This window comes from Roseococcus sp. SYP-B2431 (genome assembly GCF_004336745.1).
Taxonomy (GTDB): domain Bacteria; phylum Pseudomonadota; class Alphaproteobacteria; order Acetobacterales; family Acetobacteraceae; genus Roseococcus.
Genome location: NZ_SJXD01000011.1, coordinates 14,855 through 31,560 on the forward strand (window position 1 = coordinate 14,855; position 16,706 = coordinate 31,560).

Below are 16,706 nucleotides of genomic sequence, written 5' to 3' on the forward strand. Positions count from 1 at the left end.
GCTACAGATACCGCTCGATATCCAGCGTGCTCTCGCGTCCCACCTTGTCGAAGCTCTCGCGGAGGAAACGGTCTGCCGCCTCCCGCCCGTAGTCGCGCAGCGTGGTCAGGAAATCCCACTCTCCGTTGAACTTGGTGCTGAGCTTGAAGGCCCGCATCCGCTCCTCGTCCTCGATCGAGTGGAGGAAGATGCGGCGGTAGCGCGGCTGTTCCAGCCGGCCCGCGTCCAGCATGCGCTGGACGAAGTCGATCGCGCGCATCTCGCTCATCAGCGAGGCGTTGAAGCTGATCTCGTTCAGCCGGTTCATGATGTCGCTGGTGGAGGTCGGCAGCTCGGGGCGCAGCAGCGGGTTCAGCTGCACCAGCACGATGTCGGCGGCCATGCGCTCGTGATAGAGCGGCCAGAGCGCCGGATTGCCGAGATAGCCGCCGTCCCAATAGGCCTCGCCGTCGATCTCCACGGCCTTGAACACATTGGGCAGGCAGGCCGAGGCGAGCAGCGCATCCACCGTGATCTCCTCGCGCCGGAAGATCTTGGGCTTGCCGGTGCGGACGTTGGTGGCCGAGATGAACATCCGCACCGCGCTCTTGTCCTCCCGCAGCCGCGCGAGGTCGAGGCTTTCGTCCAGCGCCTTGCGGAGCGGGTTGAACTCCATCGAGAAGGGGTTGAGCTGATAGGGGCTGAGCACACGCGTCATCGTGTCGAAGGCATTGTAGGCGAGGCTGTAGGTCATGTCCCAGCCCCAGAGCGCCTTCTCCACCGGATGCGCGCGGAGCGGCGAGACGGCGAACTTGGCCCCGAGCGCGCGCCAGAAGCGCTCCAGCGCGGCCTTGGCGCCGGCGCGCCCGTTCTCCAGCAGCCCCAGCGCCAGGATCGCGCCGTTGATCGCGCCCGCGGAGGTGCCCGAGAGCCCGTCGAACTCGACGCGATCGTCCTCCAGCAGCCGGTCCAGCGCGCCCCAGGTGAAGGCGCCATGCGTGCCGCCGCCCTGCAGGGCCAGGTTGATGCGCCGCGTGGTCCGCTGGGGCAGCGCGGGAGCCGGGATCCCGGCGGGGGCAATGTCCATCAGGCGGCGAGCCAGCCGCCGTCGATGGAGAGCGCCGACCCGTTCACGCCGCCCGAGCCGGGACCGACGAGGTAGAGCGCCATGCGCGCGACCTCCTCGACCTCGATCCAGCGCTTGGAGGGCTGCTTCTCGAGCAGATGGTCCTTCAGCGCCGCCTCCTCGCTCACGCCGAACTTCTCGGCGAGCGGCTTCACCTGCGCCTCGGCCAGCGGCGTGCGCACGAAGCCCGGGCAGATGGCGTTGCAGGTGACCGGCGACTGCGCGATCTCCAGCGCGACCGACTTGGTCAGCCCGACCACGCCGTGCTTGGCCGCGACATAGGCCGTCTTGTAGGGGCTCGCGACCAGGCCGTGCGCGCTGGCGACGTTCAAGATGCGCCCGTGCTTCCGCTCCAGCATGCCGGGCAGGGCGGCGGCGATCGCATGGAAGTTGCTGCTGAGGTTGATGGCGATGATCGCGTCCCACTTCGCCGCAGGAAAATCCTGCACCGGCGAGACGAACTGGATCCCCGCATTGTTCACCAGGATGTCGAGCTTGCCGAAGGCCTTCTCCGCCTCGGCCACCATGCCGCGCACCTCCTCGGGCTTCGACATGTCGGTCGCGCTGTAGGGCGCCTCGGCCATGCCCATGAGCGCGCCGATCTCGGCCCGGGCCGCGGCGATCTCCTCCGGCCGGCCGAAGCCGTTCAGCATGACCCGCGCGCCAGCCTCGGCGTAGATCTTCGCGATGCCAAGGCCGATGCCCGACGTCGAGCCGGTAACCAGGGCTGCCTGCCCGGCGAGAATCCGCTCCATGCGTTCCATCATTCCATTTTTGTTGCGCCGCCATAGCGGAGAATGGGCGCTCGCTCAATCAATCCGCGGCGGGCCATTCGGTCGCAGGCATCTTGCCAGGGAACCCTGCATCATATGCCTGCGCGACAGACGCGACGCAGGCAGGGATCGCCCGACGACATCGGGCCGGCATAAGGCCGGCGCACGGGGCCGGTCTGCCGGTCCGGTCCACCCCGTCCCATCCCATCCCATCCGGAGATTACCATGCCCCAGCTCCTCCTCGCCGTCATCGCCGCCGTCGTCGTGAGCACGGGCGCCGATGCCGCCACCATCGGCCATGGCCTGCGCTTCGTGGGCGCCGCTCAGCCTTCCTCGCCGCAGCGTCCGGACCCGGCGTCGGCCACCGGCCGTCCTGCCACGCAGCTCCAGGCCGAAGCGGCGCGCTGAGCCGCAGGCGGCCCTCGGCATGAACTGCCCGAGCCGCCCGAACGGCTGGTGACCGAGCTCCGCGCCATCGGCGAGACGCAGAACCAGGAATGGGCCCGGCGCGCCGGCCCCGAGGGCCAGCAGGCGCTGGAGCGCTACCGCGCCGCGCTCCGCTGAAGGTCAGGCGGCCGGCGCGGCGCCGCCCAGCGCGGGCCGCGCCACCGCCAGCGTATCGGCCAGCAGCTTGTCCAGCTGCCCCCGCGCCGCCTCCACCCCGATCACGTCCTCCGCGCGCGCCGCCTGCTCCATGGCCTGCGCGGCCTCCGCCAGCAACCGCGCGCCCACCATGCGCGACGAGCCCTTCAGCCGGTGCGCCGCCTCCGCCAGCCGTGCCCCGCTGGCCTCCTTCAGCCGCGCGATGTCGTGCGCCGCCTGCTCGGCGAAGCTCTCCAGGATGCCGAGCAGCCGCTCCCGGTCCTGCCCGAAGAGCCCGCGCAGCGCGTCGGGATCGAAGAGCGCCCCGCCGGTGGACGCGCCCTCCCGCGTCAGGCTTGGCATGAAGCGCCCGAGCGCGCGGGAGAGCCCGTCCAGGGTCACGGGCTTGGCCACGAAGCCGTCCATCCCCGCCGCGTAGCAGCGCTCGGCCTCGCCCTTCAGCGCATTGGCCGTGACGGCGATCAGCGTCGTGCGGGGCAGGCCCTTCGCCTGCTCCTCCTGCCGGATCGCCCGCGCCATCTCGAAGCCGTCCATCACCGGCATGTGGATGTCGAGCAGCACGACCGAAGGCCGGTGCCACTGCCAGTGCGCCAGGCCCTGCGCGCCGTCGTCCGCGGTGGCCGCGGGGATGCCGAGCAGCTCCAGCTGGCGGGTGATGACCTCGCGGTTCACCGGATGGTCGTCCACCACCAGCACGCGGCCGAGCGGGGCGGTGCCGACGGGCAGCACGGGCGCGACCGCCGGCGCCGGCACCGTCGGCACCGGCGCTTCGGCGAAGCCGAGCCGCAGCGTCACCACGAAGCGGCTGCCGCGCCCGGGCGTGCTCTCGGCGCGGACCTCGCCCTCCATGAGCTCGGCGAGGCGGCGGACGATGGAGAGGCCGAGCCCCGTGCCGCCGAAGCGCCGCGTCGTCGAGCTGTCGGCCTGGGTGAAGGGCTGGAACAGCCGCGCCAGCGTCTCGGCATCCATGCCCACGCCGCTGTCCTCGACGATCAGGCGGATCAGCGCCAGGTTGCCCTCCGCCCGCGTCTGCGCGGCCAGGCGGACGAAGCCGCGCTCGGTGAACTTCAGCGCGTTGCCGATCAGGTTGAAGAGGATCTGCCGCACGCGGGTGGGGTCGCCCTCCAGCCAGTCGGGGCCGGGGTCGGGCGGGTCGGCGAAGAGGGTGAGGCCGCGCTGGCGGGCCTGGGGCATCAGGGTCTCGACCGTGCCCTCGATGAGGCCGCGCAGGCTGAAGGGCAGGGTCTCCACCTCCATCCGGCCCGCCTCGATCTTCGAGAAGTCCAGCACGTCGTCGATGATGCGCAGCAGCGACTGAGCGCTCTCGCGCATCACCGCCACGCTGCGCGCCTGGTCGGTCGCGAGCTCCGAACGGTCGAGGATCTCCATCATGCCGAGCACGCCGTTCATCGGCGTGCGGATCTCGTGGCTCATGGCCGCGAGGAAGGCGGACTTGGCATGGGCCGCTGTCTCGGCGGCGTCGCGCGCGGCCTCCGCCTCCGCCTGGGCGGCCAGCGCGGCCTGCTCGCTCGACTTCAGCGCCGTCACGTCGCGCGCGTGGCTGATCATCCGGTTGCCGGAGAGCAGGGTGTAGGTGAACTCGACCCAGCGGCCGCCGGGCATCTGCCGCGCGTAGCGCTGGCTTCCATGCGCGCGGATGTGGTCATAGACCATGTCCTCCCGCGCCGCGGCCTCGGCCTCGATGTCGTCCACCGGGCCGAAATCGCCCCGCTCCGCGAGCCAGCGGATGCCGTCGCGAAAGGCGACGCCCGGCGCGAAGAGCTCCTGCGGCGCATCCAGCAGCTCGCTGTGGCGCTTGTTGGCCAGGATGATCCGCGTGTCCGCGTCGAAGAGCGTGACCAGCGCGTCGGTGCTGTCCAGCACCTCGCGCAGCAGGGTCCGCTCGGATTCCAGCTCCGCCTCGCGGCTGCGCAGCGCCGAAAGGTCTCGCGCGAAGGAGATGACGCGACCGCCCGAGATGAGCTTGAAGTTGAACTCGATCCAGCGGCCGTTGGGCAGCAGCCGCACGTAGCGGTCCAGATCGCCCGAGAAGACGGCGGCGAGGCGCGCGCCGACCACCGTCTCCTCGTCCTGGTCGAAGCCGAAATCCCCGCGGCGATAGATGAAGCGGATGATCTCCGAGAAGGAGCGGCCGGTCTCGTGCATCTCGGCCGGCACGCCGATCAGCTCCTCGAAGCGGCCATTGGCCAGCAGCACGCGCCCCTCGGCGTCGAGCACGATGATGACGGAATCGCTGCTGTCCAGCACCTCGCGCAGCATCGCGCGCTCGGTGGTCAGCTCCTCCTCGTGTTGCTTGAGCTCGGTGATGTCGCGCCCATGGCCGATGAGGCGGCCGTCCGAAACGCGCACATAGGTGAATTCCATCCAGCGCCCGTCGGGCATCTGGCGGCTGCTGCCCTGCGTCTCGCCGGCATAGACGCGGCCGATGCGCTCGCGCACGAAGGCGCCGACCTCCGCTTCGGGCACGGGGCCGAAATCGCCGCGCCGCGTCAGGAAGGCCACGCCGTCCGCGAAAGCGCGGCCGGGCGCGAACAGCTCCTGCGGGACGCCGATCAGCTCCTCGTGCCGGCTGTTGGCGAGCAGGACACGGCCCGTCTCGTCGAAGACCGTGACGAGGCTGTCGGTGCTGTCCAGCACCTCGCGCAGCAGGGTGCGCTCCGTCTCCAGCTCCGCCTCGCGCTGCTTCAGCGGGGTGATGTCGCGCGCCTGGGCGATGAGGCGGCCGCGCGAGACCCGACGGTAGCTGAACTCGATCCACTGGCCCCCGGGCATCCGGCGGTCGAACCGCGCGACCCTGCCCGCGTAGATGTCCTTCACGCGGCCCTGTACCAGGGCCTCGACATCCGTCACCTCGCCGTAGAAGCCGAGGGAGATCAGCGCGCGGATGCCGGCCTCGAAGGAGGCGCCGGTCTCGAAGAAGGGCTCGGGCAGGCCCATCATGTCCTTGTTCCGGCCATTGGCGAGCAGCACCCGCCCCTCGGCGTCGAAAAGCGAGAGCAGGGCGTCGCTGCTGTCGATCACCTCGCGCAGCAGGGTGCGCTCGGCCTCCAACTCCTCCTCGCGCTCCTTCAACTGAGTGACGTCGCGCGCATGGCCGATGACGCCGCCGCCGGTGAGCGGCGCGAAGGTGCGCTCGATCCACCGCCCGTTCGCCATCCGGCGCACCTCGCGCCGCACCCGGCCGGCGTAGATGTCGGCGAGGCGGCGGCGGATGAAGGCCTCCTCGGCCGCCGCGTCGCCGGGCGGGCCGTGCTCGCCGCGGCGGTAGAGGAAGCGGATGCCCTCGGCATGTCTGGCGCCGGGGGCGAAGAGCTCCGGCGGCATGCCGATCAGCTCCTCATGGCGGCCATTGGCCAGCAGCACCTTCGCCTCAGCATCGAAGACGGCGACCACGGCGTCGTTGCTGGCCAGCACCTCGCGCAGCAGGGTGCGCTCGGCCTCCAGCTCCTTCTCGCGCGTCTTGAGCTCGGTGACGTCGCGGTAGAGGGCGAGCACGCCGCCATCGGGCAGCGGGCACATGTGGAACTCCAGCCAGCGTCCGCCGGCGAGCTGGCGGGTGTAGCGGTTGCCGCCCGGCTTGCGGAGGACGGACAGGCGCTCGGCGACGAGGGCTTCCAGCGCCCCGGGGTCGGTGGGCGGCGGGCCGAAATCGCCGCGCATCACCTGGAAGCGATGCAGATCCCGGACATGCATCCCCGGCTCTGTGACCTCCGGCGGCAGCCGGTGGAATTCGCGCATCGGCCCGTTGGTGAGGCGCAGCCGGGCATCGGGGCCGACGAGCGCCACGCCGTCGGGCAGGTTGTGCACGACCGAGGCCAGCACCTCGCGCTCGGCCTCCAGCGCGAGCTCGGCGGTCTTCAGCGCGGTGATGTCGCGGACGAAGCCGAGCAGCCTGCCGTCAGCCATCAGCTGGAAGTTGTACTCGACCCAGGTGCCGTCCTGCATGCGCGCGGGGAAGGTGAGGGTGCCGGCCCGAAGGATCTCCGCGCGGCGCTCGCGGACGAAGCGCTCGGGATCCTCCACCGCGCCGAAGTCGCCGCGCGCGACCATGTGCCGCAGGATGGCCAGGTGCGAGGAGCCGGGGCGCGCCAGCTCGGGCGGGATGCTGAGCAGCTCGCCCGTGCGGTCGGAGTTCTCGAGGATGGTGCCGTCCTCATCCGCATCCATCAGCACCACCACGTCGCGCGTGCGGCTCAGCAGGTGCTCGACGCGGGCGCGGCCGGCGGCCAGGCGCTGCTCGGCCTCGCGGGCCTCGGTGACGTCGCGGCAGAGGGCGACGCGCGCGCCGCCGGGCGCGTCCAGGACGCTGAGCGCGAGGTGCCGCCCGTCGCCGGCCTGCCAGGCGATGTCCTTGCGGCCGGGTCCGGCGAAGGCGGCGAGGACGCCGACGGCGTCGGCCGGGCGCAGGAGGCCGGCCGCCTCCATCGCGGCGATCTGGTCCGTGAGGGGCGTGCCGGCGGCGGAAATCGGCGCGGGCAGGCCCAGCATCTCGTCCATCGCGCGGTTGGCGAAGCTGCGCCGCAGCTCCGCGTCGTGCAGCGACATGCCGCCGCCCATACCTTCGAGCAGAACGGGCAGGAGCGCCGCGGCGGCCTCCGGCGAAAGGGCAGGCATATGGGTATCGGGCATTTGGGGATCAGAGCTAGCACGCGGGCGCGGGCGGTTCTGTCGCGTGTGTCGCGCGCCCCATGTGGCGCCGGATCCACTGGGTTGTGACGAATCCGGGATCAGTCCGGCCGGGGCCTCCAGGTGTCCAGCTGGGCGTGGTTCAGGAAGAATTCGTCGCGCGGGAACATGTCGGTGAGCGGCGGCGCGGCCCGCGGGGTCTCGGGCGTCCAGACGGTGACCCCGCCTTCCACGAGCCGCGACAGGTCGGTCGAGGCCGCGTTGCCGCGCCGCGCATGGGCCGCGATGTCGGGCCGGCGCAGCAGCTCCATCAGCGCGGCGTGGTCGAAGGGAATGGGCCGGTCGCTGCCGATCATGGCCTGGATCGGCGTGAGCAGGATGGCGTGGGGGAAGGCGGCGGCGAAGGTGTCCACCACGCGCCAGGTCGGCGCCCATTGCACGTAGAGGCCGCCGGGCGCCAGCCGCTCGCGCAGCTGCGCCAGGAACTCGGCGCTGTAGAGCAGGCCGGAATGCGAGGATTGCGGCCGGATCGCATCGGCCTCGATGACGTCGTAGCGCTCGTCGCCGCGCGTCAGGGCGCGCCGGCCGTCGCCGTATTCGAGGCGCAGGCGCGGATCGGCCAGCAGGGCGGCCACGCCGGATTCCGGCCGCTCACGCGCGATCTCCTCCAGCGTGTCGAGCACCGGGGCCACGAGCTCGATGGCGCGGATCTCCCGCGTGGCCGGGTTCACCGCGGCGCCGTAGGGCGTTCCGCCGGAGCCCACGCCGATGGCCAGCACGCGCTCGGGCGCGGGATGCAGGAGCGGTCCCAGCATGCCGAGCAGGATGTGCTGCTCCAGGAAGGGCACGAAGCCCTGGCCGTGGCCCATGATGAAGAAGCGGCCCGGCGCCCGGCCCTCGCCCTCGCCGAACTCGCGCCAGAAGGAGATGCCGGAGCGGTCCTCGGCCCAGGCGAATTCCACGCCCTCCGGCAGCCCGTGCATGCGCGACCAGAAGCGCTGGTTGGAGGGCAAGGCGAGCGCGATGAGCGCGGTGCAGCCGGCCAGCGCCAGGATCGCCGGCCGCGAGCGCCGCGCCTGCCGGAGCCAGAAGCCCAGCAGCGCCAACGAAAGGACGGCCAGCAGCACCAGCGTCCCCATCGTGCCGAGGAGATGGAAGGTCACGAGGCCGGTGCCGATCGACCCTGCCGCATTGCCCAGGATGTTGGCCAGCTGCACCCAGCCCACGCGCGCGCCGACGCTCGCGAGATCCTGCTGCACGGCGCGCTGCACGAAGGGGAAGGTCATGCCAATGACGAAGGAGGGTGGCGCCACCACGACCACGATGATCGCCGTCGAGAGGACGATGGCGCGGTGGTGGAAGCGGTCGAAATCCGCGCCCATCCGGTCGGCCAGCAAGGGCTCGCCCATGGCCCACCACAAGACGCCGAGCAGCGCCACCGCCAGCACGAAGCCGCCGCCCTGGGTGAGGAAGAAGGCCGGGCGGGGATCCTTCATCCGTCGCACCATGCGGGCCGCCAGCGCCATGCCGAGCCCGTCGGCCAGCAGGAAGGTGCCGAGCACGGTGGGGAAGAGATAGGCGTGATACTGCCCCACCTGGCCCAGCATCCGCACCCAGACGATCTCCAGAGCCACGATGACGTAGCCGGAGAGGAAGACCAGCAGGCACCAGAGCCGGAGGCCGCCGAAGGGCTCCGCCTGCGCCGCCGCGCGCGCTGCGGGCCGCGGCGCCTCGGCCGGCATGGCGTGCATCAGCGTCAGCGGGATCAGCGCGGCCGTCAGGTTCAGCGCCGCGGCGAAGCCGAGCGCGCCGGGATAGCCGAGATGGCCCACGATGACCCATCCGCCCAGCAGGGCGCCGAGGCCGGCGCCCAGGGTGTTCCAGCCATAGAGCGTGCCGATTCGGGTCGCGAGGCTTTCGAGGTCCGTCGCGATGGCGCGCGCCAGGAGGGGCAGGGAGGCGCCCATCAGCGTGGTCGGGATCACCAGCCCGGCGAAGCACAGGGCGAAGACGGCCAGCGGCTGCTCCACCGCGTCGGAGAGGCCGACGGCGATGAGGTCGTAGAGGAAGGGCTTGGAGAGCAGCGCGCAGAGCGCCACGCCCGCCTCGCAGAGCGCGAAGGCGAGCAGCGCGCGGCGCGGCGGCAGGCGGTCGGCCAGCTTCGCCCCCAGGATGGAACCGAGCCCCAGCCCGCCCAGGAAGGCGCCGACCACCAGCGCCGCCGAGACCGTGTCCGAGCCCGCGAAGACGCCCAGCATCCGCTGCCAGACGATCTGGCAGAGCAGCGCGCCGAAGCCCGAGCAGAAGAAGGCGATCGTCAGCCGGACCATTGGCGCTCCCGTTGATGGCGTTATCGTTACCCTCGATTCATGTGAGCGGGATCGCCGGAATGGATCAAGCGGCGATTGACCCGGGCCCCGGCTTCGCTGTCCCATGCGGGGGGGATCATTCGAGGAGGAACGACATGCGCGCCTGGGCCATCACGGAGCTGGGACAACCGCTCCAGGAGATCGAGCTGCCGACGCCGGAGCCTCATGGCGACGAGGTCCTGCTGGAGGTCACCCATGCCGGCGTCTGCCACTCCGACCTGCATATCTGGGAGGGCGGCTACGACCTCGGCTCGCGCGGGCGGCTCAGCATGGCCGACCGGGGCATGAAGCTGCCGCTGGCGCTGGGCCACGAGATCGTCGGCCGCGTGCTGAAATGGGGTCCGGGCGGCGAGGGGAAGGGGCTGGAGAAGGGGCAGGTCCGCCTGGTCTATCCCTGGGTTGGCTGCGGCGAATGCCCGCGCTGCGCGCGCGACGAGGAAAATCTCTGCACGGCCAAGCCGCGCGCGCTCGGCGTCTATCAGAACGGCGGCTACGCCACGCATGTCCTGGCCTCGCATTGGAAGCACCTCGTGCCCATCGAGGGCATCGATCCGGCCCTGGCCGCGACCTACGCCTGCTCCGGGGTCACGGTCTATTCGGCGATCAACAAGATCCTGCCCATGGAGCCGGACGAGTTCATCGTGGTCGTCGGCGCCGGCGGCCTCGGGCTGAATGCGATCGCCATCCTGAAGGCGCTGGGGCACCGGGCCATCTGCGCCGTGGACATCGACGAGGCGAAGCTGGCCGCCGCCAGGGAGCAGGGCGCCAGCCAGACGGTGCTGGCCGGCAAGGACACGGCACAGGGCATCATCGAGGCCTGCGGCGGACCGGTGATGGGCGTCATCGACCTGGTGAACGGCTCGCAGACGGCGCTCGCCGCCTTCGATGCGCTGGGCCGGGGCGGCAAGCTGGTGCAGGTCGGCCTCTTCGGCGGCGAGCTGAAGCTGCCCCTGCCGCTGATGGCCATCCGCGCCCTGACCATCCAGGGCAGCTACGTGGGCAACCTCAAGGAGCTGCGGGCGCTGATCGAGATCGCGAAGAAGGGGCAGATCCCGGGCATCCCCATCACGACGGAGAAGTTCGAGAATGCCGACGCCGCGCTGAACCGCCTCAAGGACGGCAAGGTGACCGGGCGGACCATCCTCGTCGCGGCCTAGCGGCGGCCCGTCTGGCGCTCCGCGGCCGGGAGGAGGATGATGCCCCCCGGCCAGGCTTGAGCGGGGAACGGGTGTTTTGGACGAGATGACGGCAGCGACGGCGCAGGCGGTCCCGGGCGGCACGAAGCCCTTGCCGCTGGCGGGCCTCCGGGTGCTGGAATTCTGCCACGTCATCATGGGCCCGTCCTGCGGGCTGGTGCTGGCCGATCTCGGCGCGGAGGTCATCAAGATCGAGCCGGTGGAGGGCGACCGCACGCGCCGGCTGTCCGGCTTCGCGGCCGGCTTCTTCGGCACCTTCAACCGCAACAAGCGCTGCCTCGCGGTGGACCTCAAGGCGCCCGAGGGCCGGGCCGTCATCGGCAAGCTGCTCGAGACGACCGACGTGCTGATCGAGAACTTCGCGCCCGGCACGATGGAGCGGCTCGGCTTCGGCTACGAGGAGCTCGCGGCAAAGCACCCGCGCCTCATCTATGGCGCGCTGAAGGGATTTCTCTCCGGTCCCTACGAGAACCGCCCGGCGCTGGACGAGATCGTGCAGTTCATGTCCGGCCTGGCCTATATGACGGGCCCGCCGGGCCGTCCCCTGCGGGCCGGCGCCTCGGTCTGCGACATTCTGGGCGGCGTGCTCGGCGTGGTCGGCATTCTGGCCGCGTTGCAGGAGCGCGGGCGCACGGGGCAGGGGCAGCTCGTGAAGTCGGCGCTGTTCGAGAGCGCGGGCTTCCTCATGGCCTCGCACATGGCGGGCGAGGTGGTCACCGGCCGCCCCATGCCGCCGATGCCCGACCGGCAGGGTGCCTGGGCCATCTACGAGACCTTCGCGACCTCGGACGACCGGCAGTTCTTCCTCGGCATCACCAGCGACAATCACTGGCGCCGCTTCTGCGAGGGGTTCTCGCGCCCCGACCTGCTCGCCGACCCGCAACTGAGGACCAACGAGGATCGCGTCGCCGCGCGGCCGTGGCTGAAGAAGATCGTCGCCGACCTGGTCCTGACCCGCACCCATGAGGAGATGTCCGAGCTTTGCGAGCGCGGCTCCATCCCCTTCGCTCCGGTGGCCCGCCCGGGCGACCTCTTCGACGACCCTCAGCTCAATGCCCATGGCCGGATGCTGGAGGTCGAGATGGGCGGTGGCCGCGTCTCGAAGCTGCCGCGCCTGCCCATCGAGATGGGCGACCACGACACCGGCCTGCGGAGCCAGCCCGGCGGGATCGGGCAGGACACGCTGGCGATCCTGGCCGAGCTCGGCATCACCGAGGAGGAAGGCCAGGCCCTTGTTGCCCGGGGGATCGTGGGCGCGGCCTCAACGTACAGCATTCCAGAAGGGCACCGCTCATGACCGACCTGCCGATATCCATCGATATCCACGAGGAAGGCCCGCGCGAGGGCTTCCAGATCGAGCCCGGCCCCATCCCGACGGCGGAGAAGATCAGGCTCATCGAGGCGCTGGCCGAGACCGGCCTTCACCACATCCAGGCCTGCTCCTTCGTCAATCCGCGGGTGGTGCCGGGCTGGGCCGATGCGGAAGCGACTATTGCGGGCTTCACGCCGAAGCCGGGCGTGCACTACACGGCGCTGTGGTTCAACGGCAACGGGCTGGAGCGGGCGCTGGCCTTCCGCGACAAGCTGCACATCACCGGCAGCATCTCGATCACCGCGTCCGAGGCCTTCACGCGCAAGAACCTCAACCGCAGCCATGCCGAGAACCTGGAGGCGATGCGCAAGCTGACCGCCACCCATATCTCGCACGGCGTGGCGGTGACGCGCATCGGCGTGCAGGCGGCCTTCGGCTGCAACTACCAGGGGGACATCACGCCCGCGCAGGTGATCTCGACGCTGGAGGACGCCTTCGCCATCGCGCAGGAGTACGGCCAGCAGATCCAGCGCATCTCGCTGGCGGACACCATGGGCTGGGCCGCGCCGCAGCGCGTCGAGCGCGTGGTCGGCGAGGTCCGCAGCCGCTGGCCGGAGCAGAAGATCGGCCTGCACCTGCACGACACGCGCGGTCTCGCGGTGGCGAACGCGCATGCGGGGCTGCGCATGGGCGTGGCGCAGTTCGACAGCACCGTCGGCGGGCTCGGCGGCTGTCCCTTCGCGGGCCAGAAGGGCGCGGCGGGGAACATCTGCACGGAGGAACTGGTGCTGCTCTGCGAGGAGATGGGCATCCACACGGGCGTGGACCTGGACCGGCTCATCGAGGTCGGGCGCATGGCCGAGGAGATCGTGGGGCACGTGCTGCCGAGCGAGCTGATCCATGCCGGGAGCCTGGGCGCATTCCGCCGGCGGGCGGCCTGAAGCGGAGCCCCAGGCCGTCTGTTCAGACCGCTGATTTGTCCAGCGCCGGATCGGCGAGATAGGCCCGGTTCCGGCCGTCGCGCTTGGCGCGGTACAGCGCCTCGTCCGCCGATCCGATCAGCCGCTCGGACGAGATCGCCGGTCCGCCCACGGCGACGCCGATGCTCACCGTGATCGGCACGACCACGTTCCCCGCCTGCACCGGCTCCGCGGCGATCGCTTCGCGCAGGCGGTCGGCCACCGCGAGCGCATAGCCGCTCGGCGCGCCGGTCAGCACGGCCAGGAACTCCTCGCCGCCGTAGCGGGCCACCACATCGGCCGCGCGGAGCTGGATGCGCAGCCGCTCGGCCACGTCGCGCAGCGCTGCGTCGCCGACATTATGGCCGTGGGTGTCATTGATGGCCTTGAACTTGTCGATGTCCACGAGCAGCACCGCGGCCTCCTCGGTGCGCAGCAGCCCGTCGAGGTGGCGGCGCACGTAGCGGCGGTTGCGCAGGCCGGTGAGCTGGTCCGTGACAGCCATCTCGAGCGACCGGTCCAGCTCCAGCCGCAGCCGCTCCTGATAGCGCCGGCGGCGGATCTGGTTGCGGGCGCGGGCGCGCAGCTCGTTGGGGTCGAGCGGACGGAAGGCGTGGTCGTTCGCGCCGAGGTCGAAGCCGCGCAGCACCTGCATCTTCTGGGCGGGATCGGCCAGCAGCAGCAGCGGCAGGTCGCGCGTGGCGTTCTGCGCGCGCAGGCGCGAGGCCAGCCGCAGCACCTCCATCGCATCCTCCGGCAGGGCGAGGAGGGCGAGGTCGTGATCGCCCTTGGCCAGCTGGCGCTGGGCCTCGTCGATGCTGGAGACCGTGGCGACCACGATGGCGTCCGCCTCCAGCGCCTCGCGCACCTGCTGCACCTCTTCGGGCCGGTTGCCCATCACCAGGGCGCGGGCGCCGGCCACGGAGATCAGCGGATCGGGCTGGGATTCGATGCCGAGGTCCCGCGCCGTCTCGGAGCGCAGGCGCCAGGCGTCCTGCACCTGCTTCACGCGCAGGAGGGCGCGCAGCCGGGCGAAGAGCGTGGCATCGTCCACGGGCTTGGAGAGGAAGTCGTCGGCGCCCGCATCGAGTCCCCGGACGCGCTCGGTGCTGTCGGTCAGGGCGGTGACCATGACCACCGGGATATGCTGGGTCCGTGCGTCGGCCTTGAGCGCCCTGCACACTTCGTAGCCATCCATTCCCGGCATCATGACATCCAGGAGAATGACGTCTGGCATTTGCGTGAAAGCTGTCGCGAGCGCTTCCGGCCCGCTGGAGGCCAGCAGCACTTCGTAATACTCGGCCTGTAGCTTGGCCTCGAGCAGGCGTAGATTGGCCGCGATGTCATCCACCGCGAGAATGCGGGCGGTCATCGGACGGAGGTTCCTCTCAGGCCAGGCAAGGACGGCAACAGGAGCATCACGTGTCTGAAATGACGTTCGATCGAGAAGGAGCGGCCAATAAAAGCCTCTTCTTCCGGCGCTGGTTGCGCAATCCCCTGCAGATGGGCTCCATCATCCCCTCCTCGCCCGCGCTCTGCCGCAGGATCGCGGCCGCCGTCGAACGGGGGCCGGACGAATACGTCCTCGAGCTGGGCGCCGGCACCGGCGTGATCTCCCGCGCGCTGCTCGCGGCCGGCGTCCCGGCGAACAGGCTCGTCGTGGTCGAGATCGTGCCCGAGATGGCCGGCTTCCTGCGCGAGAGCCTGCCGGGCGTGAACGTGATCTGCGGCGACGCCTTCGACTTGAAGAACACCCTGCCCGCGCACATGCACGACCAGATCGGCACCGCGATCTGCGGCATCCCGCTGGTGCTGCTGCCCCTGGAGCGGCAGGCGGCCTTCCGCGATGCGGTCGAGGCGGTGGCGCCGGGGAAGGGCTACCTGCTCTACACCTATTGCGCGACCTCGCCGTTGCCGTACCGCAAGCTTGGGATGACCGGCCAGCGGCTCGCCTTCACGCTGGCGAACTTCCCGCCGGCGAGCGTCTGGCGCTACCGGCCGGCCGTCCGTCCCTGAGCTCTGCGGTTCCGCGCCGATTGACATGCGATCGCAGATAGCATGACGGGCGGGCGCCGAGGAGGGGTTCTTCCCGATCGGCGCGATCGCCGCTCAGCTGGCGAGGGTGTATTCCACACCATCCTTTCCGACGAGCCTGGCCAGCAGGCGTCGGTGCGGGCCGTGGCGAACGGCGAGGGCCTCTCCGAGGCCGCGGTCGCGCAGGGCGAGGCGGAGCGCGTCGACCTCGGGATGCTCGGCCTCCAGCGCGACCAGGCGGAGCTGGCTGTCGTGCAGGCGCTTTCCCGCCCGCTCGCCCTTCCACTCGATCAGGCAGGGAATGAGGTTGTCCATGTCCTGCCGCTGCGGGGGCTGGGCGAAGCGCCAGGAGAGCTCGCCGCGATGCATCTCGCGGATCGTGCCGCCGCGCGGGCCGAGGCGCGACATGACCGCATCCATGGCGGTGGTGCGCGCGACCCAGGTCAGCAGCCGCGGGCCGGATTCGAGCATGGTGTGCGTCGCCGGGTCGTCGAGGTCGAAGAGGCGCGGATGGGCGGGCTCCGGCTGCGAGGGATCGGGCGCGATCACCTCCAGGTAGCAGTCCGGGCCGAGGCCGAGCAGGAGGTTGTGCGTGCCCGCGCCGTCGTGCCTGCCGCCGGGCTGCGGCTTCACGCCCAACTCGCGCTCCACGAAGGCGGCGCCCTCCTCCAGGGTGCGGGCACCGATGACGATGTGGTCGATCTCGGCCATGGCTCAGCGCGCCGCGGAGCGGCAGCAAGGGGAGGATGGGCTACGGGGCGCCGGCATATGATGTTCCTCGATCGTGAGAAGGAACGATGATCCTGCCGCGTCGGTCCCGCAAGGAGAACCGCCGCGGCCGATCTGCCCGGATCAGGCGAGGGCGCGTTCCACCCGCGGGCCGGGCGCGGGAACCGACGCCACCTCGCGGATGATCTTCCGCCGCACCGCCTGCTCGAAGCTCTCGAAGCCGTCGGCCACCATCAGGAAGGCGCCGGGGCCGCCGATGACGCGCTCCTGGTAGTACTCGTCAAGCGGCTGCATGGCCCCAAGCCCCGGAGGCGGCGGCGTGCGGTCCAGCACGGCCAGGCCGTTGACCACCACGCCCTGGTTCAGCAGCTCCTGCCGGGCAGAGCCGACCTCGCGGCCGGAGTTGTTGATGCCGTCGCCCGAGATGTCGATCACCCGGCGCGTGCCCTCGAAGCCCTGGCCGTAGAGGCCGGCGGCGAAGTCCATCGCGCCGGAGATCGAGGTGTAGAGATGCGTCCGCCGTGGCGCGGCGTCGATCGCCTGGGCGAAGCGCTCGGCGGAGTCGGGGCCGTCCAGCTTCATCCAGGGGATGAGGTGCTCCTGGATGTTCCAGTCGGACCAGGTGAAGAAGGTACAGGCGATGGAGCCGACCGGCCCGCGCATCATCGCCTCGATAAGGCGCGGGTCGCGGAAGGCGGCGGCATAGCCGTCGAACTGCATCTCCTGCTCCTCGGAATCCACCGAGCGGGACACGTCCACGGCGAGGACCAGCTCCACATCCACCGGCTCCATGGCCCTGGCGGCGCGGCGCCCCAGGAGGACGGCCGGTGCGGCGAGCGCCGCAGCGAGAATTTGACGACGATGCATGCGAGCCCCCTTCGAACCAGGAGCCGTGCAGCGATTTCTCCCAAGTCCGTTCCGAATTTCCGTCCACATCGGACAGGGGTCAATACCTATTTGCTGCAACGCAGCATGACTT

Annotated in this window: 12 protein-coding genes; 5 read left to right on the plus strand and 7 right to left on the minus strand. The window is 70.9% G+C overall.

Annotated features, from left to right (window positions below):
• Position 1: 1 nt before the first annotated feature.
• A complete protein-coding gene (locus EJV46_RS01530; RefSeq protein WP_131546827.1) occupies positions 2–1,066 on the minus strand; it encodes a patatin-like phospholipase family protein in 1,065 nt (354 codons plus the stop codon).
• Positions 1,066–1,860, minus strand: a complete 795-nt coding sequence (locus EJV46_RS01535) for a 3-hydroxybutyrate dehydrogenase (protein WP_131547983.1) — start codon at positions 1,858–1,860, stop codon at positions 1,066–1,068. Before EJV46_RS01535 ends, EJV46_RS01530 begins: the two co-directional genes overlap by 1 nt.
• A 243-nt stretch (positions 1,861–2,103) precedes the next feature.
• On the opposite strand from EJV46_RS01535, the gene EJV46_RS01540 reads away from it, so the two are divergent.
• The gene (locus EJV46_RS01540) at positions 2,104–2,286 is read left to right on the plus strand and encodes a hypothetical protein (RefSeq protein WP_131546828.1); all 183 of its coding nucleotides are present in this window, start codon (positions 2,104–2,106) and stop codon (positions 2,284–2,286) included.
• Positions 2,287–2,445: 159 nt separating this feature from the next.
• Here EJV46_RS01540 and EJV46_RS01545 read toward each other — a convergent pair whose 3' ends face one another.
• Together EJV46_RS01545 and EJV46_RS01550 are read right to left on the minus strand one after the other, a co-directional pair.
• Positions 2,446–7,131, minus strand: coding sequence for a PAS-domain containing protein (locus EJV46_RS01545; RefSeq protein WP_165585273.1), 4,686 nt, complete (start codon positions 7,129–7,131; stop codon positions 2,446–2,448).
• A 98-nt stretch (positions 7,132–7,229) separates the two neighbouring features.
• Positions 7,230–9,458, minus strand: coding sequence for a fused MFS/spermidine synthase (locus EJV46_RS01550; RefSeq protein WP_165585274.1), 2,229 nt, complete (start codon positions 9,456–9,458; stop codon positions 7,230–7,232).
• A gap of 134 nt (positions 9,459–9,592) precedes the next feature.
• Here EJV46_RS01550 and EJV46_RS01555 point away from each other — a divergent pair, with 134 nt between their 5' ends.
• The 3 genes from EJV46_RS01555 (at position 9,593) to EJV46_RS01565 (ending at position 12,946) form a co-directional block, all read left to right on the plus strand.
• On the plus strand, positions 9,593–10,654 hold the full coding sequence (locus tag EJV46_RS01555; RefSeq protein WP_131546831.1) for an alcohol dehydrogenase: 1,062 nt from the start codon (positions 9,593–9,595) through the stop codon (positions 10,652–10,654).
• An 85-nt stretch (positions 10,655–10,739) separates the two neighbouring features.
• Positions 10,740–11,990 carry a CaiB/BaiF CoA-transferase family protein gene (locus tag EJV46_RS01560; protein ID WP_131546832.1) on the plus strand — a complete coding sequence of 417 codons (1,251 nt, stop codon included), beginning with the start codon at positions 10,740–10,742 and terminating at the stop codon, positions 11,988–11,990.
• On the plus strand, positions 11,987–12,946 hold the full coding sequence (locus tag EJV46_RS01565; protein ID WP_131546833.1) for a hydroxymethylglutaryl-CoA lyase: 960 nt from the start codon (positions 11,987–11,989) through the stop codon (positions 12,944–12,946). The genes EJV46_RS01560 and EJV46_RS01565 overlap by 4 nt, the downstream gene beginning before the upstream one ends.
• A gap of 22 nt (positions 12,947–12,968) precedes the next feature.
• On the opposite strand, the gene EJV46_RS01570 is transcribed toward EJV46_RS01565, so the two are convergent.
• A complete protein-coding gene (locus EJV46_RS01570; protein ID WP_131546834.1) occupies positions 12,969–14,336 on the minus strand; it encodes a PleD family two-component system response regulator in 1,368 nt (455 codons plus the stop codon).
• A gap of 59 nt (positions 14,337–14,395) precedes the next feature.
• Between EJV46_RS01570 and EJV46_RS01575 the strand changes: the two genes are divergently transcribed.
• A complete protein-coding gene (locus EJV46_RS01575) occupies positions 14,396–14,980 on the plus strand; it encodes a class I SAM-dependent methyltransferase (protein WP_131546835.1) in 585 nt (194 codons plus the stop codon).
• Positions 14,981–15,073: 93 nt separating this feature from the next.
• Here EJV46_RS01575 and EJV46_RS01580 read toward each other — a convergent pair whose 3' ends face one another.
• Positions 15,074–15,709, minus strand: a complete 636-nt coding sequence (locus EJV46_RS01580; protein WP_131546836.1) for a VOC family protein — start codon at positions 15,707–15,709, stop codon at positions 15,074–15,076.
• 141 nt (positions 15,710–15,850) lie between these two features.
• Positions 15,851–16,594 (minus strand): DUF1194 domain-containing protein, encoded by a 744-nt coding sequence (locus tag EJV46_RS01585; protein WP_131546837.1) that lies wholly within the window; start codon positions 16,592–16,594, stop codon positions 15,851–15,853.
• Positions 16,595–16,706 lie beyond the last annotated feature (112 nt).